Consider the following 19,754-nt stretch of genomic DNA (forward strand, 5'->3'; position numbering starts at 1 on the left):
AATCGGCCGTTATGAGCACGCGGGCCTTCATTACCGGTGTATCCGGAACGGAACTAACCGCCGCCGAGCGGGAGTTTATCCGTGCCGAACGCCCATGGGGCTTCATCCTCTTCAAGCGCAATGTCGAGGCGCCGGCTCAAGTTGCTGCGCTGGTTGAGGAATTGCGGGCGGCTGCGGGCGCGGCTGACGCGCCTGTCCTGATCGACCAGGAGGGGGGCCGGGTGCAGCGGCTGGGCCCGCCGCACTGGCCGGTCTATCCGCCGGGCGCGATTTTCTCGACCTTGTACGACGCTGATTCGGTACTCGGATTGACGGCTGCGCGCCTCAGCGCCCGGCTGATCGCGTCTGATCTCGCCGATCTCGGCATTACCGTGGATTGCCTGCCGCTGGCTGACGTGCCGGTGCCGGGTGCCGATGCCGTCATTGGGAACAGGGCTTACGGCACTGAGCCCGGCAAGGTCGCCGCGATCGCGCGCGCGGTCACTGAGGGCCTGGAGCAGGGCGGCGTGCTGCCGGTTCTGAAGCACATTCCCGGCCATGGACGCGCCACCGCCGACACCCATTTCAAGCTGCCGACAGTCGATGCTCCGAGGGACGAACTCGACCGGACCGACTTTGCGGCATTCAAGCCGCTGGCCGACCTGCCGATGGCCATGACTGCACATGTTGTGTTTAGCGCGGTCGACCCCGCCCATCCGGCGACGACTTCTGCGACAATGATCACTCAGGTGATTCGCGGCGTGATCGGGTTCCAGGGTTTGTTAATGAGTGATGACGTGTCGATGAACGCGCTGTCGGGGAATATCGCCGAACGGACCCGCGCCATCTTCGCGGCCGGCTGCGACATGGCCCTGCATTGCAACGGCAACATCGAGGAGATGCGCGAGGTCGCCGGCCAGACACCTGAGCTGTCCGGCACGGCGCTGGCGCGGGCGAAGGCCGCACTTGCGTCGCGCAAGGCACCGCAGCCGTTCGACCGGGCGGCCGCACGCGCCGAACTGGACGCATTGATCGCACGGGCAAACACGGCATCCGCATGACCGCAGAAATCCTATCGTTTGAAACCGGGCGGCCTGCAGAGCTCGCCGAGGGTGAGCCGGCGTTGGTTGTGGACGTCGAGGGCTATGAGGGCCCGCTCGACCTGTTGCTCGCGCTGGCGCGGCAGCAGAAGGTCGACCTCGCCAAGATCTCGATCCTGGCGCTGGCCGACCAGTACCTCCACTTCATCGAAGCCGCGCGAAAGATCCGGCTGGAGCTTGCTGCCGATTATCTCGTGATGGCGGCCTGGCTTGCCTTCCTGAAGTCGCGTCTGCTGCTGCCGGAGCCGCCGAGTGCGGAAGGCCCGAGCGCAGAAGAGATGGCGACCGCGCTCGCCAACCGCCTGCGCCGGCTGGAAGCCATTCGCGAAGCTGCAAACCGGCTGATGAACAGGCAGCAATTGCTGCGCGACATCTTCCCGCGCGGCGAGCCCGAGCAGATCGCGGAGATCAAGCACCCGAAATACACCGCGACGCTGTACGACCTGCTCACCGCCTATGCCGCGCAGCGCCAGTCGCGCGTGCTGGCGAGCGTGCATCTGGCCAAGCGCACGGTGTGGTCGCTCGCTGAGGCGCGCGCCACGTTGGAGCGGCTTGTCGGCAGCATCAGCGAACAGGACGACTGGGGCGTTCTCGACGACTTTCTGCTCCGGCACGTTGCCGATCCGACGCAGCGCGCGACGGTGCTCGCCTCGAGCTTTGCGGCTGCGCTCGAACTGGTGCGTGAAGGTCAGCTCGAGTTGAACCAGAAAGAGGCGTTCGCGCCCATCTATTTCCGGAAGGGGCGCCCGAAACCGGTCGTGGACGCAGCTCCTGCGCCTGATGCGCCGGTCGGTTAAGTGCAAGAAGGAGAAGCTACCATGGCAAGCCTGGCTGAAGTGCGGGTAGAAGAGGCCGAGCCGATGGAGAACGAGTCCCAGGCACGTCCTGAAGAGCTGCGGCTGCTGGAAGCGCTGCTGTTTGCTTCGAATGAACCGCTGGACACCGCGACGCTGGCCAAGCGCATGCCTGATGGCGTCGACGTCAAGGCTGCGCTCGAACAGCTCCAGGCCGACTATGCCTTGCGCGGCGTCAATCTCGTGCGCGTCGCCAACAAATGGACCTTCCGTACCGCCGGCGATCTCGCCTGGCTGATGACGCGGGAGAGCACCGAGACCCGCCGCCTGTCGCGCGCCGCGATCGAGGTGCTGGCGATCATCGCCTATCACCAGCCGGTAACGCGCGCCGAGATCGAAGAGATCCGCGGCGTCGTCACCTCGAAGGGCACGCTCGACGTGCTGCTGGAGACCGGCTGGATCAAGCCGCGCGGTCGTCGCAAGACGCCCGGGCGCCCCTTGACCTTCGGAACCACCGAGGACTTCCTGTCGCAGTTCACCCTGGAACAGCTTGGCGATCTGCCGGGCCTGGAGGAGCTGAAGGGCACGGGCCTGCTGGATTCGCGCCTGCCGACCGGATTCAGCGTGCCGACCCCGTCGGATGACCCGCAGCTGCGCGAGGACGAGGATCCGTTGGAACCGGGCGAGGACCTGGATCTCGCGCTGGCGCCTGCGGTCGAGCCCGAGACGCCGGAAGGCGGCAATGAGGGCGGCGAGGGTGGCAGCGAGGACTGACGTCCCGGCCGTTTAGAGGCTCCCTGCGACCAGTTAACACTGGCAAGATTACGTAGCGCCAACAGCGAATTGGCGCTGCCTTGGTCCTTGTTTTTGAGGCCTGCCAAGCCTAGGTTTCCGGGAAGATCGGCCGGGTCCCCGGCCAAGTGTGTTTGGAGGGTTGCAGGATGGGTTCGCTTAGCATTTGGCACTGGATCCTGGTGATCGCAGTCGTCCTGCTGCTGTTCGGCCGCGGCAAGATTTCGGATCTGATGGGCGACGTGGCCCAGGGCATCAAGGCCTTCAAGAAGGGCATGCAGGACGACGACAAGGTCGCCGACAAGCCCGAGCCGGCCAAGTCGATCGAGCACGCCGCCGCGCCGCCGACCGCGGCCCGGTCCGACGTCGGCAGCAAGGCCGTCTGAGTAAGCGTACGCGAGACGCGGGTGACGGCGCCGATCCTAAGCGCGAAGGATTGGGCCGGTCGCGGCTGGCGTGAACGGAAGGCCTCATGTTCGACATCGGGTGGAGTGAACTGGTCCTGATCGGGGTCGTGGCCCTGGTTGCCATCGGCCCGAAAGAACTGCCGGGCGTTCTGCGCATGGTCGGGCAGTGGATGGGCAAGGCCCGCAAGATGGCCGCCGAATTCCAGGGCCAGTTCCAGGAAGCGATGCGCGAGGCCGAAATGGCCGACCTCAAGAAGAGCTTTGACGAGGTCAAGGAAGCCGCTTCCGGCTTTGCCGGCAACAATCTGATGACCTCGCTCCAGAAGGATGTCAGCGACGCGCTCCGCGTCGATGCGCTGGACAAGCCGGCCGAGACCTCCACGACCACCGCCGTCGAAGCGACTTCAAGTGAAGCGCTGGCGATTTCAAGCGAAACGCCGGCGACACCAACCACGCCGGAAGCGCCGACGCCCGAGACCTTCGTGGAAGCCGAGGCGCATGCGGCTGCGAACGAGCCGCTCGCGATCACCCGCGAGGTCGAGCAGGCCCAGGTCATTCAAGACACTGCGCCACCTGAGGCGATCAAGGACGTTAAAGCGTCATGAGCGACGCCGATATCGAGGCCAGCAAAGCCCCTCTGATGGACCACCTGATCGAGCTGCGGTCGCGGCTGATCAAGGCGCTGCTTGGCTTTGGCGTGGCCTTCATCTTCTGCTTCTTCTTCGCCAAGCAGATCTACAACGTGCTGGTCTGGCCGTTCGTGTGGGTCGCTGGTCCCGAGAATTCGAAGTTCATCTACACGGCGCTGCTGGAATATTTCATCACCCAGCTCAAGCTCGCGTTGTTCGGCGCCGGCTTCATCTCGTTCCCGATCGTCGCGACGCAGATCTACAAGTTCGTCGCGCCTGGGCTCTACAAGCACGAAAAGCAGGCCTTCCTGCCGTATCTGGTCGCGACCCCGTTCTTCTTCGTGCTGGGCGCGGCGCTGGTCTATTTCGTGGTGCTGCCGATGCTGGTCCGCTTCTCGCTCGGCATGCAGCAGGCCGGCAGCGACGAGACCGCGCAGATCCAGCTGCTGCCCAAGGTCGGCGAATATCTGTCGCTGATGATGTCGCTGATCTTCGCCTTCGGCATCGCGTTCCAGCTTCCGGTGATCCTGACGCTGCTCGGGCGCATTGGGATCGTCACCTCGAAGATGCTGCGCGAGAAGCGCCGCTATTTCATCGTCATCGCCTTCGTCATCGCGGCCGTTCTGACGCCGCCCGACGTGCTGAGCCAGTGCTCGCTGGCGATTCCCCTGCTCCTGCTCTACGAGGGCTCGATCATCGCGGTCGGGATGGTGGAGAAGAAGGCGGCGGCGTCGAAGGCCGCCACCGGCACCGACGTGTCGACGCCGGCCAATCCTGCAGAGTAGGGCGCCACGTCCACCGGTGTCATTCCCCGCGAAGGCGGGGAATCCAGTACGCGCAGCCTCTCGGGGAATCACGGGCGCCTCTGGAATACTGGATCGCCCGCTTTCGCGGGCGATGACAGCTGTGCTAGGGGGAACGCGCTGACGTACAACGTTCGCCGTTGTAGGTTTATGCGCTGATCCAGGACCACCGCCATGCACGACATCAAATCGATCCGCGACAATCCGCAAGCCTTCGACGCCGGCCTCGCTAGGCGTGGCCTGAAGCCGTTGTCGGCGTCGCTGCTCGCGATCGACGAGAAGCGGCGGGCGGCGATCCTGGCCTCGGAGCAGGCGCAGGCGCGGCGCAATGCGGCCTCCAAGGAGATCGGCGACGCCAAGAAGGCGAAGGATGACGCGCGTGCCGCCAAGCTCATGGCGGAGGTCGCCGAGCTCAAGACCACGATGCCGCAGCTCGAAGCCGTTGCGAAAGCCGCCGACGAAGAGCTTGCCACGGCGCTGTCGGCGATCCCCAATCTGCCGCTCAGCGAGGTGCCCGACGGCGTCGACGAGCACGGCAATGTGCAGCGCCATGTCTTCGGCAACCGGCGCAACTACGCGTTTGCGCCCAAGCCCCATGATGATCTCGGCGGCGCGCTCGGTGACATGGATTTCGAGACGGCGGCCAAGCTCTCCGGCGCGCGCTTCGTCGTGCTGAAGAAGGGGCTGGCGCGGCTCGAACGCGCGCTCGGCCAGTTCATGCTGAATCTGCACATCGACGAGCACGGCTATACCGAGATCAATCCTCCGCTGCTGGTCCGCAACGAGATCATGTTCGGCACGGGACAATTGCCGAAATTCGAGGACGACCAGTTCTGGGCGATCAAGGGCGAATTGCTCGCCGCACCCGATCTGGAGCGGCTGCGGACCGAGCGTCTCGGCATCATTCCGACAGCGGAGGTGGCGCTCACCAACCTCGTTCGAGAATCCATCCTCGATGAGAAGCAGCTGCCGATGCGCTTGACTGCGCTGACGCCGTGCTTTCGCGCGGAGGCGGGCGCCGCAGGACGTGATACCCGAGGCATGATCCGCCAGCACCAGTTCACCAAGGTCGAGCTGGTGTCGATCACGACGCCGGAGACCAGCAAGGACGAGCATGAGCGGATGCTGGCATGTGCCGAGGAAGTGCTGCGCCGGCTCGATCTGCATTACCGTGTGATGACGCTTTGCACCGGAGACATGGGCTTTTCGTCGCAAAAAACCTATGACATCGAGGTCTGGATGCCCGGGCAGGGCGAGGGCGGCGCGTTCCGCGAGATCTCGAGCTGCTCGGTCTGCGGTGACTTCCAGGCCCGTCGCATGGACGCCCGCTCGCGCGGTCCGGACGGCAAGCCACGATTCGTGCACACGCTGAACGGCTCCGGCACCGCGCTCGGCCGCGCGCTGATCGCCGTGATGGAGACTTATCAACAGGAGGACGGCTCGATCGCCGTCCCCGACGTGCTCCAGCCCTATATGGGCGGGCTGAAGGTGGTCGCGCGCGAGTAGGGCGTTTTCGAGCGAAGTGGATACCGGTTCGCGTCGAGAAAGCGCGTCAAACAAGATAAAAATCTGAAGTCCCGTTCCGATTCTATCGGAACGGGAGTCCGGGGCGCGTTGCCCGGCTGTCACGCAGAAACGTTTGGTTGCGAAGATCGGTCGGCTGGTTATTCTGCCGGCCACCCGACAATGCGAACTCACTGTTCATGGCCTTGCACCGCGACATCTTCTGGGTCGGCAGACAATGGGCGGTGACAGGTGCCGGTATCCAGGCCGTCGATCAGCGTCTGCGTGGTGTGCTCGACATCGCGATCGCGCGGCTCTGGGATGACGATCTCGTGTGCAGCCGGCGGGCCAAGCCCGGCGTGAATGCTGCGGATTTCGACAAGGCGCTGACCGTGGCGCGCGAACGCTTTCCGCAGACGCGGGAGCCGGAGCCGATCCTCGCGCAATTGGAGGCGCTCGGGGTGATCGAGGCTCCGGTTGTGAGCCTGGTGGTGCCGGCGATGAAGCTGCGCGCGGAAGGCAGGCTCGCACGCTTCCTGCCGCAATGGCGCATCCGCAGGTAGCAGGACCAGGCTGGGAACCCGCCGCCGGACCCAGTCGGCCGGTTTGCCTGATCGGCCCCGGCCGGATAAGACGGCTCAGACCCGCTTCAGGAACGATTTTTAATATGCGCATTCTCTGCACCAATGACGACGGCATTCACGCCCCCGGCCTCAAGGTCGTGGAGGAGATCGCACGCGCATTGTCCGACGACGTCTGGGTCGTTGCGCCCGAGCTCGACCAGTCCGGCGTGTCGCATTCGCTCTCGCTGAACGATCCGCTGCGCCTGCGCGAGGTCGGACCAAAGCACTTCGCCGTGCGCGGCACGCCGACCGACTGCGTCATCATGGGCGCGCGCCATATCCTCGGCACCAAGCCACCCGACCTCGTACTGTCCGGCGTCAACAAGGGCCGCAACGTCGCCGAGGACGTGGTCTATTCCGGCACCATCGCCGGCGCGCTGGAGGGCACCATCCTGGGGCTGCCGTCTTTCGCCCTGTCGCAGGAGTTCAGCGTCGAGACGCGCGAGCGCCCGCTTTGGGACACCGCGCTCAAATTCGGACCCGACATCCTGCGCAAGGTGATCGCCGCCGGCATCCCGAAGGACACCGTCATCAACGTCAATTTCCCGGCATGTACACCGGAAGAGGTGCTCGGCATCCGCGTCACGCGCCAGGGCAAGCGCAATCTCGGCTTCCTCAGGATCGACGAGCGCAGGGACGGCCGCAACAATCCCTATTTCTGGATCGGCTTCGAGCGTGCCGCGATGATGGATACGCCTGCCGAAGGCACCGATCTGGCGGCGCTGCGCGAGCGCTATGTCTCCGTCACGCCGCTCCGGCTCGACCGCACCAATGAGGCGTTTTCCGAAGCGCTGAGCGCGACGCTGAAGTAATCGCTAGCCGCCGCGAAGGGCGGCTTCGATGGTCTTGCCGAGCGCGTCGAGCTGGAACGGCTTCTGCAGGGCCGGCCGGTCGCGGTACTGCTCGGGCAGGCCCGAGGAGCCGTAGCCAGTAGCGAAGATGAACGGGCAGCCCTTCGCCCTGATGACATCGGCGACCGGAGAGATGACCTTGCCGTTGACGTTGACGTCGAGGATGGCGATGTCGAACTCGGTCGCCTGGGCGAGCCGCAGCGCCTCGGTGATATCGCCGGCCTCGGCAGCCACCTTGTAGCCGAGCTCTTCGAGCATGTCCGCGACCATCATCCTGATCATCACCTCGTCCTCGACGAGGAATACAGAGCGGCCCGAAGGTCCGGTCGCGGTCATAGTCGTTGAGTCCTTGCCCATTTACGGAAAACGTTCGCAGATAACGCGAATCGACGCAATGCGCGTTTCGGCGAGCGGACACCTGAAAATGGTCTTTGCAGCCAACCCGTTGCAAGCCGATTTATGGTCCAATACCGCGCCCGAACGGCTATCATGGGTTCCTGGGCAGGAACAGGATTCCTGCCCCGGGTCTTAACGAGACACGTGGCCCTGGACCCGACGAGACGATAAGCAGCGATGACCTCCGATCAGCACCCGCCGGAAAAGATGATGTTTCAGCTCTCGCTGAGGCGGCGGGGCATCAGCGATCAGGCGGTGCTGCGAACCATGGAGGAGGTGCCGCGCGATCTGTTCGTCGAGGAGACCGATCGCGACGCCGCCTATCGTGACAGCGCGCTGCCGATCGCCTGCGGGCAGACCATCAGCCAGCCCTTCGTCGTCGCCTACATGACTGAGCAGCTGCAGCTCCAGAAGAAGCACCGCGTGCTCGAGATCGGCGCCGGCTCGGGCTATCAGGCCGCCGTGCTGTCTCGGCTCGCGGGCCAGGTGCTGACCGTGGAGCGCTACCGCAAGCTCGCGGAGGCGGCACGCGCCCGGCTCGAAAAGCTAAACTGTCACAATGTCGAGGTGATGCTCGGCGACGGCCTCAACCTGCCGGCCAATATCGGCCCGTTCGACCGCATCATCGTGACCGCCGCGATGGAGCAGCTTCCGGAGAACCTGGTCGAGCGGCTGGAGGTCGGCGGCATCCTGATCGCACCCATCGGCCCGCACCATGGTGTGCAGACGCTGGTTCGCTTCAGCCGGACCGAAGCCGGGATCGAGCGCAAGGAACTCGTCGAGGTCCGCTTCGTGCCGGCGCTGCCCGGGGTGGCGCGGGAGCTGTAGATTTCCGGATCGGCTGTGCCGCCAACATCTTATTGGGAGGGTTAAGCCGTTATTTACTCGCGACGTGTTTACTTAAAAGACCAGTTCTGTTGCGTACGAGTGAGTAACCATGTCTGTAGTCGCCGAGTTGCTTTACTCGCGCCGCGTGCCGCAGGTTGCGGTCTTGGCGCTGATCTCGTTCAGCTTCGCAGGGTGCAGCGCCGACATGCAGTCGCGGCTGTCCCAGTCGAATTTCTCCAATCCTTTCGCGTCTGAGCAGACCGGCTCGGTGCAGCAGGCACCGCCGCCGCAGCGTGAGCTGCCGCAATATTCGCGGCCGCAGACGCAGCCCGGTTATTATCAGTCGCAGCCCTTGCCGCCGCCGGCGGTCTCCGCGCCGCAATCCTATCCGGTTGCGGCGGGTGGCGGGGTGTCCGGAGGCGGTCGCGGCGTCAGCTCCTACGCGCCCCCGGCACAGCCGCATCTGGAGACCACGGCCACCGTGCCGCCGCGCTCGGTCGCGGCCGCCCAGCCGGCCGGCGGGACCAAGATCATCGTCGGCACCAGCGACACGCTCGACGTGCTCGCCAAGCGCTATCGCGTCACGCCGCAGGCGATCCTCGCCGCCAACGGCTACAAGGGCCCGCGCGCGCTCTCGCCCGGTCAGCAATTGATCATCCCGCATCCGGCCACAGCGGCTGCGCCCGCACCGGCGATGGCTCCTGTCGCGGCGGCTCCCGCGATGGCGCCTGCTGCGAAGCCGGTTGCAGCCGTCGCCGCGCCGCCGAGCACGCACTTCGTCAACCACGGCGACACGCTCGCCAGCATCGCCCGCAAGAACCATATCTCGCCTGTCGAACTCGCCCGCGCCAACGGTCTCGCTCCGTCGGCCAAGCTCAAGCTCGGCACCAGGCTGACCGTGCCGGGTGCCAAGACCGCCGCCGTCGCGGTGCCGGTTGCCGCGGCTCCTGTCGCCGGGACGCTGCAGCCCGTTGCGGTTGCTCCCGCACCCGCCACCAAGATGGCCGCTGTCGCCGCACCGGTGCAAAGCGCGCGTCTGGCCCAGGCCACGGCCAATGTCGAAGAGAAGGCCGCGGAGGCTCCGGCGAAAGCTGCGGAGACCACGAGCGCGCTGCCGACCTTCCGCTGGCCGGTGCGCGGCAAGGTGGTCACGAGCTACGGCGCCAAGACCAATGGCAAGTCCAATGACGGCATCAATCTCGCGGTGCCCGAGGGTACGCCGGTCAAGGCGGCAGAAGACGGCGTCGTCGCCTATTCAGGCAACGAGCTCAAAGGTTACGGCAATCTGGTCCTGGTTCGGCACTCCAACGGCTACGTCACCGCATATGCCCATGCGAGTGAGCTGATGGTGAAGCGCGGCGATACCATCAAGCGCGGTCAGGTCATTGCCAAGTCGGGTCAATCCGGGGAGGTGGCGTCGCCGCAGCTCCACTTCGAGATCCGTAAGGGATCGAGCCCGGTTGACCCGCTTCAATTTCTGAACGGGGCGTGAGGCGCGGGCCCACAGAGTAGGGCACGCAATCACCACGAGTATGCTGTCATCGCCCGCCTTGTGCGCATTGCGCACTGGTGCGGGCGATCCAGTATTCCAGAGGCGGCGGTTGCCAAGCCGAGAAGCTGCCTCGAACCGTGGCGTACTGAGGCTTTGTGGCCGGACAATCAATTTTCGAAAAACAACCCCATGCAAAGTAGCCGATGGCTGCCGGTGAAATGTCCTAATGTCCTGAAGCTGCTTCGGTTTCGATGGCGCTGCGGACATAGCAGGCCGGACCCGGCAACATCGCGAATAACCCGACCGGGACACCCTTTGATTTAGATCAACCTGGAAGCCTCGCGTTCCGTGTCCGTAGCAGCGCAGGCCAATGACGCACGGGTCCGGAGTTCGGCATGAAGCTGGCTGATACGAAATCGCCGCCTGATTCCGGACAATCGTACCAGCATCCAACAGGTGAGGGGATGCTGTTCGTGCCGGGTGGCACGTTTCGCATGGGTTCGGATCGGCACTATCCGGAAGAAGCGCCGGTCCACCGTGTCACCGTGGATGCGTTCTGGATGGATTGCCATCCAGTGACCAACCGGCAATTCAAGGCGTTCGCGAAGGCTACCGGCCACGTCACCGTTGCCGAGATCGCGCCCGATCCAAAGGACTATCCGGGAATACTCCCGCACATGGTCTATGCGGGCTCGCTGATGTTCTCTCCGCCCGCGCATCCGGTCAGTCTCCGGGACTTCAGCCAGTGGTGGACCTTCGCCAAAGGCGCAAACTGGCGGCATCCCTACGGGCCGGGCAGCGACATCCGTGGGCTGGACGATCATCCCGTCGTGCATGTGGCCTTCAGCGATGCGCTCGCCTACGCAAAATGGGCCGGCAAGGATTTGCCAACCGAAGCGGAATGGGAGTTCGCGGCGCGCGGCGGGCTGGACGGCGCCGAGTTCGCATGGGGAGATGAATTTGCGCCCGGGGGCCGTCACATGGCCAACACCTGGCAGGGCGAATTTCCACGCCAGAACACCAGGGACGACGGATACGAACGGACATCGCCGGTCACCGCATTTCCGCCAAACGGTTACGGGCTGCACGATATGATCGGCAACGTCTGGGAATGGACGTCCGACTGGTACTCGCCTCGGCATGAGGCTGACGCTGCAAAAGCCTGTTGCATTCCAGAGAACCCGCGCGGCGGCCGCGAGGCCGATAGCTACGACCCCAGAACGACCAACGTCAAGATTCCACGCAAGGTCATCAAAGGCGGCTCGCATTTGTGCGCGCCGAACTACTGCCGACGCTACCGGCCGGCTGCGCGGCATGCGGAGCCGATCGACACATCCACGAGCCACCTTGGATTTCGGTGCATCAGGCGAGGTGTCTCTATCGCATCATAATGGGAGAGCGAGGCCATGTTGAATTGCATATTCAATAACAAGCCACCCTTTGCCGCAATTCCACCGTTCAAGACGTCCAGTTGCCACAAGAGGTCCTGCGCCTCGCTGCTTGGCGCGACGATGTTGATGTCGCTGTCCGGGGCAGCCAGCACGCCGGCGACCGCACAGCCGGCACAGAAACCCAATATCCTCTTCATCATGGGTGACGACATCGGCCTGTACCAGCCGAGCATCTACCATCGCGGCCTGATGGTCGGCGAGACGCCCAACATCGATCGCATCGGCAACGAAGGCGCGATCTTCACGCATTACTATGCCGAGCAGAGCTGCACCGCCGGTCGCAACGCCTTCTTCACCGGCATGCATCCGCTGCGCACCGGCATGATTCCTCCGCAACTTCCAGGCAGCCCGTCCTATCTGCGGCCCGGCACCCCGGCGCTCGCCAAGTTCCTGCTCGATCTCGGCTACAACACCGGCGAATTCGGCAAGAACCATCTCGGCGATCACACCGACGCACTGCCGACCGCGCACGGCTTCCAGGAATTCTGGGGCTACCTGTATCACCTCGATGCGATGCAGGGCGTGAGCTTCCCGGACATCAACAAGTCCCCCACCCAGCAGACTGTTGCCCCGCCATGCAAGAATACGCCGATCCCCGGCATCCCGGAGGTACCGGGCGCGGTCGATCCGAAAACGTCGGTTTGCCTGACGCCTCCGCGCAACGTCCTGTCGTGCAAGTCCGATGGTACGTCCAGGACTCAGCAGTGCATCGACCAGGGCCCGCTGACACTCGAGCGATCGAAGGGTGTCGACGAGGAAATCTCGGCCAAGGTCATCGACTTCATCGATCGCAACGATCCGAAGACGACGGGCAAGCCTTTCTTCGTCTGGTACAACCCTGCGCGCATGCACATCACAACCGTGCTGAATGACAAGTACGCGGCCATGGTCGGCGAGCCCGGCGGCAAGGATTGGGGCCTCAACGAGGCCGGCATGAAGCAGATGGACGACAACATCGGCTATGTGCTCAAGAAGCTCCAGGACATGGGCCAGCTCGACAACACGATCATCGTGTTCACGACAGACAACGGCGCCGAGACCATCACCTTTCCGGACGGCGGCACCACTCCGTTTAAGGGCGGCAAGCTGAGCACCTGGGAAGGCGGCATGCGCGCTCCGGCGCTCGTTCGCTGGCCGGGGGTCATCAAGCCCGGCACCATCAAGAACGACATATTCGCGTCACTCGACTGGCTGCCCACATTTGTCAACATCGCCGGTGGTGCAAAGGGAGACGCGCTGAAGAAGCGCATCGAGGCCGGCCAATATCCCGGCATCGTGAAGACGACGCTCGATGGCGTCGATCAGGCCGAATACCTCTCCGGGCGTTCGGAAACGTCGGCGCGCGATACCTTCTTCTACTATTCGGGCAAGGATCCGTCGGCGGTGCGCTACAAGAACTGGAAGATCTACTTCACGATGGTGTCCGACAACCCGGCGGGCTTTATTGCCGGAGCGCTTCCCTATCACTGGGCCCAGGTCGTCAACATCAAGCGAGACCCGTTCGAGACTTCGATCGGTTCACAATACAAGACGCTCATGGGCCAGGGCGGCACAATCGGCTCCCCTTCGACAGCCTACATCTACGATTGGAACATGCTGCCCATCGGCCAGGCGCTCTGGCTGAAGGAACTCGAGAGCTATATTGCGTACCCGCCGCTGCAGGACCCGGCGAGCTACAATCTCGATCAGGTGATGCAACAGATCAAGCAGGCCAAGACTGCCGGTCGCAGCGACTAGCTGCGCGCCACGAGCGTGATCCGACGAAGCGGGCGCCCCAGGGCGGGGCGCCCGCCAACGGAATGGCAAGCAAGTGATCAAGCAGGCCGCGCCGGGCCAGTAGACACCTCCACAAGCGTCGTCGGCTTCCGGTGCATCAGCGAACAGCGCCAATTGCATAACAACGGGAGGAGCACGTCATGAGTAGCAAGCTTCCGCCAGAAGAATCCCACGACGTTGCGCCGCAATCGGGCGGCGGAATGAAACGCCGCGATCTGCTGCTGAGCGGCAGTTCGCTTGTGGCCGCTTCGGCGCTCTCGGCCGTCGGACTGACAACGCCGGCACAAGCGCAGCAGCCGGCTCCAGCGCCCGCAACGGGGGGACAACGGCCGAACATCGTTTTTATCATGGGTGACGACATCGGCTGGTTCAATATCGGTGCCTATCATCAGGGCATCATGGCGAGCCGGACACCAAACCTCGACAAGCTCGCCGCGGAGGGCATGCGCTTCACCGACTATTACGCCGAGGCGAGTTGCACGGCGGGCCGTGCCAATTTCATCACAGGAGAATTGCCGATCCGCACCGGGCTAACCACGGTCGGCCAGGCTGGCTCCCCGATCGGAATGCCGGCGCAGGCACCGACGATCGCGACCGCACTAAAATCCATGGGCTACACCACGGGGCAGTTCGGCAAGAACCACCTCGGCGACCTCAACGAATTCCTGCCGACCATGCACGGCTTCGACGAGTTCTTCGGCTATCTGTACCACCTCGACGCGATGGAAGACCCGGCCCACCGCAACTACCCGCAAGCGCTACTGGCCACCGTCGGTCCGCGCAACATGGTTCATTCCTGGGCGACCGACGTCGACGATCCGACGGTGCAGACGCGCTGGGGCAAGATCGGCAAGCAAAAGATCGAGGACTCCGGACCGCTTTATCCAAAGCGGATGGAGACGGTGGATGACGAAATCCTGAAGATCACGTTCGACTTCATCGACAAGGCCAAGCGGGACAACAAGCCGTTCTTCGTCTGGCTCAACCCGACGCGCATGCACGTCGTCACGCACCTTTCGGAAAAATACGAGAACATGCGCAACTCCGAAAACGGCTGGTCGGTTTCCGAGGGCGGATTCGCCCAACTGGACGATATCGTCGGCGCCGTCATGAAGAAGCTCAAGGACGAGGGTTTCGACGACAACACGATCGTCGCGTTCACAACCGACAATGGCGCGGAGAACTTCACCTGGCCTGATGGCGGACAGACGCCATTTGCAGGCGGCAAGGGAACGGCCATGGAAGGCGGTTTCCGCGTGCCCTGCATGATCCGCTGGCCGGGCAAGGTGCCGGCGGGAAAGGTCGAGAACGGCATTATCTCCGGACTCGACTGGTTCCCGACCTTCGTCGCCGCAGCGGGCAATCCGAATATTGCCGACGAGTTGAGGAAAGGAAAGCAACTCGCCGGCAAGACCTACAAGGTCTACCTCGACGGATACAACCAGATGGACCTGATTACCGGAAAGGGCCCGTCTGCCCGCCACTCGGTCTTCTATTTCACCGAGGGCACACTGAGCGCGGTGCGTATCGACGACTTCAAGTATCGCTTCACCGATCAGCCAAGCGGCTGGTTGGGCGCCACGGTCAAGGGTTGATTGGCCGATCCTCACCAATATCCGCCTTGATCCCTTCGAACGCACGAACATGCCCAACGGCGCGCAGGGGTCGTTGGCATTCTATAACTGGTTTGTTTACGAGTTCTGGCGGTTCCAGTTCGTGCAGCAGGAGGTCGGCAAGCTCGCCCAGACGGCGATCGAGTTCCCGCCGATGCAGAAGGGGGCGAGCTTCAATCTGGAAGCGGTCAAGGAGCAGATCGAAAAGGCCATGCAGTCGCAGGCTGGCAAGTAGCAGATAAATATGAGGTGAGCGGGCGCTCCGCGTCGGAGCGCCCGCCAACGGAATAGCGAGCAAGTGATCCAAGAGGCCGCGTCGGGCCGGTCGCCACCTCCACAAGCCGCGCCGGCTTCCGATGCGTCAAGCGAACAGAGCCAATTGCGTAACAACGGGAGGAGTACGTCATGAGCAATAAGCTTCCACCTGGAGATTCCCACGACGCTACTCCACAATCGGGCGGCGGAATGAAACGCCGCGATCTTTTGCTGAGCGGGAGTTCTCTTGTCGCCGCTTCGGCGCTCTCGGCTGTCGGGCTGACAACCGCGGCACAGGCGCAGCAGCCGGCACCCGCGCCAGCCGGGCAGCGGCCGAACATCGTCTTCATCATGGGTGACGACATCGGCATGTGGAATATCGGCGCTTATCACCGCGGCCTGATGGCCGGCCGGACGCCCAATCTCGACAAGCTCGCCGCCGAAGGCATGCTGTTCACCGATTACTATGCCGAGGCGAGCTGCACGGCAGGTCGCGCCAACTTCATCACCGGTGAATTGCCAATCCGCACCGGCATGACCACGGTCGGCCAGGCCGGCGCTGCCATCGGCATACCCGCGCAGGCCGTGACCATCGCCACGGCGTTGAAAGGAATGGGTTACGCCACCGGCCAGTTTGGCAAGAATCACCTTGGCGACAAGAATGAATTCTTGCCGACAGTGCACGGCTTCGACGAGTTCTTCGGTTACCTCTATCACCTCGACGCAATGGAAGACCCCGCGCACCCAAACTACCCGCAGGATCTGCTGAACGTCGTCGGTCCACGCAACATGCTTCATACCTATGCGACCAACGTGGATGACCCCACGGTGGACCCGCGTTGGGGCAAGGTTGGCAAGCAGAAGATCGAGGATGCTGGAACGCTCTATCCCAAGCGAATGGAGACCGTGGACGACGAAATTCGCGATCTTGCGCTGAAGTTCATCGAGAAGGCCAAGGCCGACAACAAGCCGTTCTTTCTATGGCTCAACCCGACCCGGATGCACATCGTCACGCATCTTTCACCAAAGTACGAGGCAACGCGCAACTCCAAGAACGGCTGGTCGATACATGAAGCCGGCATGGCGCAGCTCGATGACGACGTCGGCATGGTGATGCAGAAGCTCAAGGATATGGGCGTGGACGACAACACCATCGTGGTCTTCACCACTGACAACGGCACCGAGGTCTTCACCTGGCCTGATGGCGGGCAGACGCCTTTCGCGCAGAGCAAAGGCACCGTCATGGAAGGTGGCTTCCGCGTGCCCTGCATGATCCGTTGGCCGGGCAAGGTACCGGCCGGCAAGGTCGAGAACGGCATCATTTCCGGTCTGGACTGGTTTCCGACCTTGCTGGCGGCCGCCGGCAACCCGAACATTGCAGAGGAGCTGCAGAAGGGCAAACAGATCGGTGACACGACCTATAAGTGCTATCTGGACGGCTATAACCAGATGGACATGATTACCGGCAAGGGGCCGTCGAACCGGCACGAAATCTTTTACTTCGGAGAGAGCGAACTCGGTGCCGTGCGCATCGACGACTTCAAGTATCGCTTCATCGACCAGCCAAAAGGCTGGCTCGGCGAAAAAACCAAGGTTGACGTGCCCTATTTGACCAATCTTCGCCTCGATCCATTCGAGCGCACGGGCTGGCCCGATAACGGGAGTAAAGAAGGCGCGCAGCAATACTTCGACTGGTTCAAATACGAATTCTGGCGCTTTGTATTTGTTCAGCAGCAGGTGGAAAAGCTGGCGATGACGGCGATCGAGTTTCCGCCGATGCAAAAGGGCGCGAGTTTCAACCTCGATGCCGTGAAGGCGAAAATCGAGGCGGCCCGGGCGGCGGTGGGCAAGTAGCGCCTGGCATCGACTGGTTTCATGGCGGGCGCACCGAACTCCTGTGCGCCCGCTTGGCAACGGAAAGGAGTCGACCTTGAAACCGATCATCCGTTTTCCTGCTATCGATCGCCGCATCCTGCTCTCGTCACTGGCCGTCCTTCCCTTGCTCTCCGCCTCACTCCGCTCCACCTCCGCGTTGGCACAGGCACGCGATCCACTCCCGTCCTGGAACGAGGGGGCGACCAAGGCTTCGATCCTCGATTTCGTCGCGCGGGTCACGACGCAAGGCGGGCCCTTCTTCGTGCCGGTCGAGCAGCGCATCGCGACCTTCGACAATGACGGCACACTATGGGTCGAGCAGCCGATGTATGTGCAACTGGCCTTCGCCCTCGACCGCGTGAAGGCCATGGCGCCAATGCATCCGGAATGGAAGACCAAGCAGCCGTTCGCGGCGGTGCTGGACGGCGACCTGAAGGCGCTTGCGGCTTCAGGCGAAAAAGGATTGGTCGAAATCATCGCCGTGACACATGCCGGCATGACCACGGCAGAGTTCGAGAAGATTGTCACGGATTGGTTGGCGACCGCGCGCGATCCCCGCTTCAAGCGGCCGCATACTGAACTGGTCTACCAGCCGATGCTCGAACTGCTCGCCTATCTCCGGGCCAGCGGCTTCAAGACCTTCATCGCGTCGGGCGGAGGCATCGAATTCATGCGGCCCTGGACCGAGCGGATCTACGGAATACCTCCGGAGCAGGTGGTCGGATCGTCGATCAAAACCCGATTTGAGATCAAGGACGGTGCGCCAACGCTCTTCCGGCTGCCCGACATCAATTTCATCGACGACAAGGCGGGCAAGCCGATCGGCATCAACGAGCACATTGGCCGGCGTCCGATCGCCGCCTTCGGCAACTCCGACGGCGATCTCGAAATGCTGCAATGGACGACGCTCGGCGCCAGTGGCGCGCGGTTCGGCCTGATCGTCCACCATACCGATGCGGAACGCGAATATGCCTATGACCGCGACTCGCATTTCGGGAAACTCGACGTCGCGCTCGACGCCGCGGCCGTCAACAAGTGGGCGGTCGTCGACATGAAGAAGGACTGGAAGCGCGTCTTTGCCTTCGACTGATATCCTCTAAGGACCCATAAGTGCCATCTGGACGGCTATAGCCAGTGGACATGGTTACCGGCAGGAGGCACCCAACGCATTCCGGACTTCCACACCGACCATCTTTGTCGCCTGCGGCACCGCGTTCGAGGCGCGGACGTCCGCTGTTAACGCAAGGAGGACATCAGCAGGACGTTGGGCGCCCCCTTGGGCGGCACCACGGTCGGTGGCCAATAGGGTTTGGAACCCTTGGCATCCATATTGATCGTTCCGCCGAACGGCGCGGGCGGGTTTGGGAGATATTTGCCGTCTATCGTCGTCGTGGCGCTGGGTGAGCCCGGCGTTCCCGAGATCTGCTGGGCGAAGGTCGGACCAATTGTGAGAGCCAGAACGGAGGTCGACCATACCAATGCGCGCATGGTGGGAGTGATGTTCATGGTCAGACTCCCTCGAATTGACTATTCGAAGCTAAACTTGCGAACAGCATGCGCCATACGCTTCAGGATGGCCGCATCGTCATCGACCACAATCACGAAGCGCCATCATGTCCGTGTAGCCCCGGTACGGGCGTGCGCCAAGAGTCTTGGCCGACCGTTGATCCAGATCAATGGAATAGTCCACCGTGAGCACAACGAAGGGTCGTTGTTACAAAGGCGGGCTTTGCCGACGGGCGCTGAGAATGTCCGGTGATCGGGACCGACCGGACGCGGCTGGCCTCGCGGTCGGTTGCTGACGAGGCGACGACGTCTTCTAAAAGCGAACATTTCCGGACTAGTGATCAAAGAAGTCTGCACGATGTCGGACCGTGAACCCATTCTCAAGCCCGTTGCGATCGCAGACCTGCGCCCGACCCAGATGACGGTCGGCATTCGGGAGGTCAAGGAGAAGCGCAAGCGCTGGCGCGACGAGAGCAAAGAGAAAGGAGCCGAGTTCCTGGGCAAGCACATGATCCCCGTCGTGCTTGGCCCAAAGGACCGCCACTACGTCATCGATCATCACCACCTGGCGCGTGCGCTCCATGAAGAAGGGGTCGAAGAGGTATTGGTTACCGTGGTGAAAAACCTCAGGACGCTGGAGCCCGATTCGTTCTGGTTCGTCTTGGACAATCAAAGCTGGATGCATTCATACGACGACGAGGGCCGTCTGCGCCCTTACAAGGATTTGCCGAAGACCGTGGCCGGGCTTATTGACGATCCGTTCCGCTCGTTGGCGGGCGAACTGCGGCGCGCCGGCGGGTACGCCAAGGACACGACGCCGTTCAGCGAGTTCTTGTGGGCGGATTTTTTGCGTCGCCGGGTCAAGCGCAAAACCGTAGAGACCCACTTCGAGGAAGCCCTCGAGCAAGCCCTGGAATTGTCCAAAAACGAGGAGGCGAGCTACCTGCCCGGCTGGTGTGGTCCCGTCTTGGAGGATTGAAGGCATGCCTATCCCGCTGGAAAAATCCGCAAGCGCGCCGAAGACCCGAGGAGCCGTGCTGGCCCGGTGCGAGAGGCTAACGGACAGCGGCATCGACTAGAG

The 19,754-nt window shown here is 63.1% G+C and carries 17 protein-coding genes and 2 pseudogenes; 17 read left to right on the top strand and 2 right to left on the bottom strand.

The window, feature by feature from the left end; all coding sequences use genetic code 11:
- Window positions 1-11 precede the first annotated feature (11 nt).
- The 9 genes from nagZ (at window position 12) to surE (ending at window position 7,442) form a co-directional block, all read left to right on the top strand.
- Window positions 12-1,040 (top strand): beta-N-acetylhexosaminidase, encoded by a 1,029-nt coding sequence (nagZ, locus tag IVB46_RS11035; RefSeq protein WP_247305317.1) that lies wholly within the window; start codon window positions 12-14, stop codon window positions 1,038-1,040.
- Window positions 1,037-1,876, top strand: a complete 840-nt coding sequence (locus IVB46_RS11040) for a ScpA family protein (protein WP_063983110.1) — start codon at window positions 1,037-1,039, stop codon at window positions 1,874-1,876. Before nagZ ends, IVB46_RS11040 begins: the two co-directional genes overlap by 4 nt.
- Before the next feature lie 21 nt (window positions 1,877-1,897).
- Window positions 1,898-2,647 carry an SMC-Scp complex subunit ScpB gene (gene scpB, locus IVB46_RS11045; RefSeq protein ID WP_063983111.1) on the top strand — a complete coding sequence of 250 codons (750 nt, stop codon included), beginning with the start codon at window positions 1,898-1,900 and terminating at the stop codon, window positions 2,645-2,647.
- Between the two features lie 167 nt (window positions 2,648-2,814).
- The gene (locus IVB46_RS11050) at window positions 2,815-3,051 is read left to right on the top strand and encodes a twin-arginine translocase TatA/TatE family subunit (protein ID WP_028156107.1); all 237 of its coding nucleotides are present in this window, start codon (window positions 2,815-2,817) and stop codon (window positions 3,049-3,051) included.
- Between the two features lie 86 nt (window positions 3,052-3,137).
- Window positions 3,138-3,677 carry a Sec-independent protein translocase protein TatB gene (gene tatB / locus IVB46_RS11055; RefSeq protein WP_247305320.1) on the top strand — a complete coding sequence of 180 codons (540 nt, stop codon included), beginning with the start codon at window positions 3,138-3,140 and terminating at the stop codon, window positions 3,675-3,677.
- Window positions 3,674-4,486: a twin-arginine translocase subunit TatC gene (gene tatC, locus IVB46_RS11060; protein WP_063983113.1), complete on the top strand. Its 813-nt coding sequence runs from the start codon at window positions 3,674-3,676 to the stop codon at window positions 4,484-4,486. The genes tatB and tatC overlap by 4 nt, the downstream gene beginning before the upstream one ends.
- 192 nt (window positions 4,487-4,678) lie before the next feature.
- Complete coding sequence (serS, locus tag IVB46_RS11065; RefSeq protein WP_135213746.1) at window positions 4,679-6,010, top strand: serine--tRNA ligase; 1,332 nt, start codon at window positions 4,679-4,681, stop codon at window positions 6,008-6,010.
- A gap of 197 nt (window positions 6,011-6,207) precedes the next feature.
- Window positions 6,208-6,570, top strand: coding sequence for a hypothetical protein (locus IVB46_RS11070; protein ID WP_247305323.1), 363 nt, complete (start codon window positions 6,208-6,210; stop codon window positions 6,568-6,570).
- Between the two features lie 104 nt (window positions 6,571-6,674).
- Entirely contained in the window at window positions 6,675-7,442 is a 768-nt protein-coding gene (gene surE / locus IVB46_RS11075) for a 5'/3'-nucleotidase SurE (protein WP_063983116.1), read from the top strand.
- Window positions 7,443-7,445: 3 nt separating this feature from the next.
- On the opposite strand, the gene IVB46_RS11080 is transcribed toward surE, so the two are convergent.
- A complete protein-coding gene (locus tag IVB46_RS11080) occupies window positions 7,446-7,817 on the bottom strand; it encodes a response regulator (RefSeq protein ID WP_028152469.1) in 372 nt (123 codons plus the stop codon).
- A gap of 237 nt (window positions 7,818-8,054) precedes the next feature.
- Here IVB46_RS11080 and IVB46_RS11085 point away from each other — a divergent pair, with 237 nt between their 5' ends.
- The 7 genes and pseudogenes from IVB46_RS11085 (at window position 8,055) to IVB46_RS11115 (ending at window position 18,257) form a co-directional block, all read left to right on the top strand.
- Window positions 8,055-8,705 (top strand): protein-L-isoaspartate(D-aspartate) O-methyltransferase, encoded by a 651-nt coding sequence (locus IVB46_RS11085; protein ID WP_028152470.1) that lies wholly within the window; start codon window positions 8,055-8,057, stop codon window positions 8,703-8,705.
- A gap of 109 nt (window positions 8,706-8,814) precedes the next feature.
- The gene (locus IVB46_RS11090; RefSeq protein ID WP_247305326.1) at window positions 8,815-10,197 is read left to right on the top strand and encodes a LysM peptidoglycan-binding domain-containing M23 family metallopeptidase; all 1,383 of its coding nucleotides are present in this window, start codon (window positions 8,815-8,817) and stop codon (window positions 10,195-10,197) included.
- Between the two features lie 395 nt (window positions 10,198-10,592).
- Window positions 10,593-11,588 (top strand): formylglycine-generating enzyme family protein, encoded by a 996-nt coding sequence (locus IVB46_RS11095; RefSeq protein ID WP_247305329.1) that lies wholly within the window; start codon window positions 10,593-10,595, stop codon window positions 11,586-11,588.
- A gap of 126 nt (window positions 11,589-11,714) precedes the next feature.
- Entirely contained in the window at window positions 11,715-13,385 is a 1,671-nt protein-coding gene (locus IVB46_RS11100) for an arylsulfatase (RefSeq protein WP_063986350.1), read from the top strand.
- A 239-nt stretch (window positions 13,386-13,624) separates the two neighbouring features.
- Window positions 13,625-15,272 (top strand): annotated as a pseudogene (locus IVB46_RS11105) (arylsulfatase).
- Between the two features lie 230 nt (window positions 15,273-15,502).
- Complete coding sequence (locus IVB46_RS11110; protein WP_247305631.1) at window positions 15,503-17,146, top strand: arylsulfatase; 1,644 nt, start codon at window positions 15,503-15,505, stop codon at window positions 17,144-17,146.
- Window positions 17,147-17,222: 76 nt separating this feature from the next.
- Window positions 17,223-18,257, top strand: coding sequence for an HAD family hydrolase (locus IVB46_RS11115; protein ID WP_247305332.1), 1,035 nt, complete (start codon window positions 17,223-17,225; stop codon window positions 18,255-18,257).
- Between the two features lie 161 nt (window positions 18,258-18,418).
- Here IVB46_RS11115 and IVB46_RS11120 read toward each other — a convergent pair.
- Window positions 18,419-18,655, bottom strand: a pseudogene (locus tag IVB46_RS11120) (hypothetical protein); the annotation flags it as partial.
- A gap of 376 nt (window positions 18,656-19,031) precedes the next feature.
- Between IVB46_RS11120 and IVB46_RS11125 the strand changes: the two are divergent.
- Window positions 19,032-19,652: a ParB-like protein gene (locus IVB46_RS11125; protein WP_063983121.1), complete on the top strand. Its 621-nt coding sequence runs from the start codon at window positions 19,032-19,034 to the stop codon at window positions 19,650-19,652.
- Window positions 19,653-19,754 lie beyond the last annotated feature (102 nt).

The organism is Bradyrhizobium sp. 61 (genome assembly GCF_023073075.1).
Classification (GTDB): Bacteria; Pseudomonadota; Alphaproteobacteria; order Rhizobiales; family Xanthobacteraceae; genus Bradyrhizobium; species Bradyrhizobium barranii.

Excerpts from the sequence above, each read along its gene's own strand:
- nagZ (WP_247305317.1), top strand. The coding sequence starts at position 12 with ATGAGCACGCGGGCCTTCATTACCGGTGTATCCGGAACGGAACTAACC.
- IVB46_RS11040 (WP_063983110.1), top strand. The coding sequence starts at position 1,037 with ATGACCGCAGAAATCCTATCGTTTGAAACCGGGCGGCCTGCAGAGCTC.
- scpB (WP_063983111.1), top strand. The coding sequence starts at position 1,898 with ATGGCAAGCCTGGCTGAAGTGCGGGTAGAAGAGGCCGAGCCGATGGAG.
- IVB46_RS11050 (WP_028156107.1), top strand. The coding sequence starts at position 2,815 with ATGGGTTCGCTTAGCATTTGGCACTGGATCCTGGTGATCGCAGTCGTC.
- tatB (WP_247305320.1), top strand. The coding sequence starts at position 3,138 with ATGTTCGACATCGGGTGGAGTGAACTGGTCCTGATCGGGGTCGTGGCC.
- tatC (WP_063983113.1), top strand. The coding sequence starts at position 3,674 with ATGAGCGACGCCGATATCGAGGCCAGCAAAGCCCCTCTGATGGACCAC.
- serS (WP_135213746.1), top strand. The coding sequence starts at position 4,679 with ATGCACGACATCAAATCGATCCGCGACAATCCGCAAGCCTTCGACGCC.
- IVB46_RS11070 (WP_247305323.1), top strand. The coding sequence starts at position 6,208 with ATGGCCTTGCACCGCGACATCTTCTGGGTCGGCAGACAATGGGCGGTG.
- surE (WP_063983116.1), top strand. The coding sequence starts at position 6,675 with ATGCGCATTCTCTGCACCAATGACGACGGCATTCACGCCCCCGGCCTC.
- IVB46_RS11080 (WP_028152469.1), bottom strand. The coding sequence starts at position 7,817 with ATGACCGCGACCGGACCTTCGGGCCGCTCTGTATTCCTCGTCGAGGAC.
- IVB46_RS11085 (WP_028152470.1), top strand. The coding sequence starts at position 8,055 with ATGACCTCCGATCAGCACCCGCCGGAAAAGATGATGTTTCAGCTCTCG.
- IVB46_RS11090 (WP_247305326.1), top strand. The coding sequence starts at position 8,815 with ATGTCTGTAGTCGCCGAGTTGCTTTACTCGCGCCGCGTGCCGCAGGTT.
- IVB46_RS11095 (WP_247305329.1), top strand. The coding sequence starts at position 10,593 with ATGAAGCTGGCTGATACGAAATCGCCGCCTGATTCCGGACAATCGTAC.
- IVB46_RS11100 (WP_063986350.1), top strand. The coding sequence starts at position 11,715 with ATGTCGCTGTCCGGGGCAGCCAGCACGCCGGCGACCGCACAGCCGGCA.
- IVB46_RS11110 (WP_247305631.1), top strand. The coding sequence starts at position 15,503 with ATGAAACGCCGCGATCTTTTGCTGAGCGGGAGTTCTCTTGTCGCCGCT.
- IVB46_RS11125 (WP_063983121.1), top strand. The coding sequence starts at position 19,032 with ATGTCGGACCGTGAACCCATTCTCAAGCCCGTTGCGATCGCAGACCTG.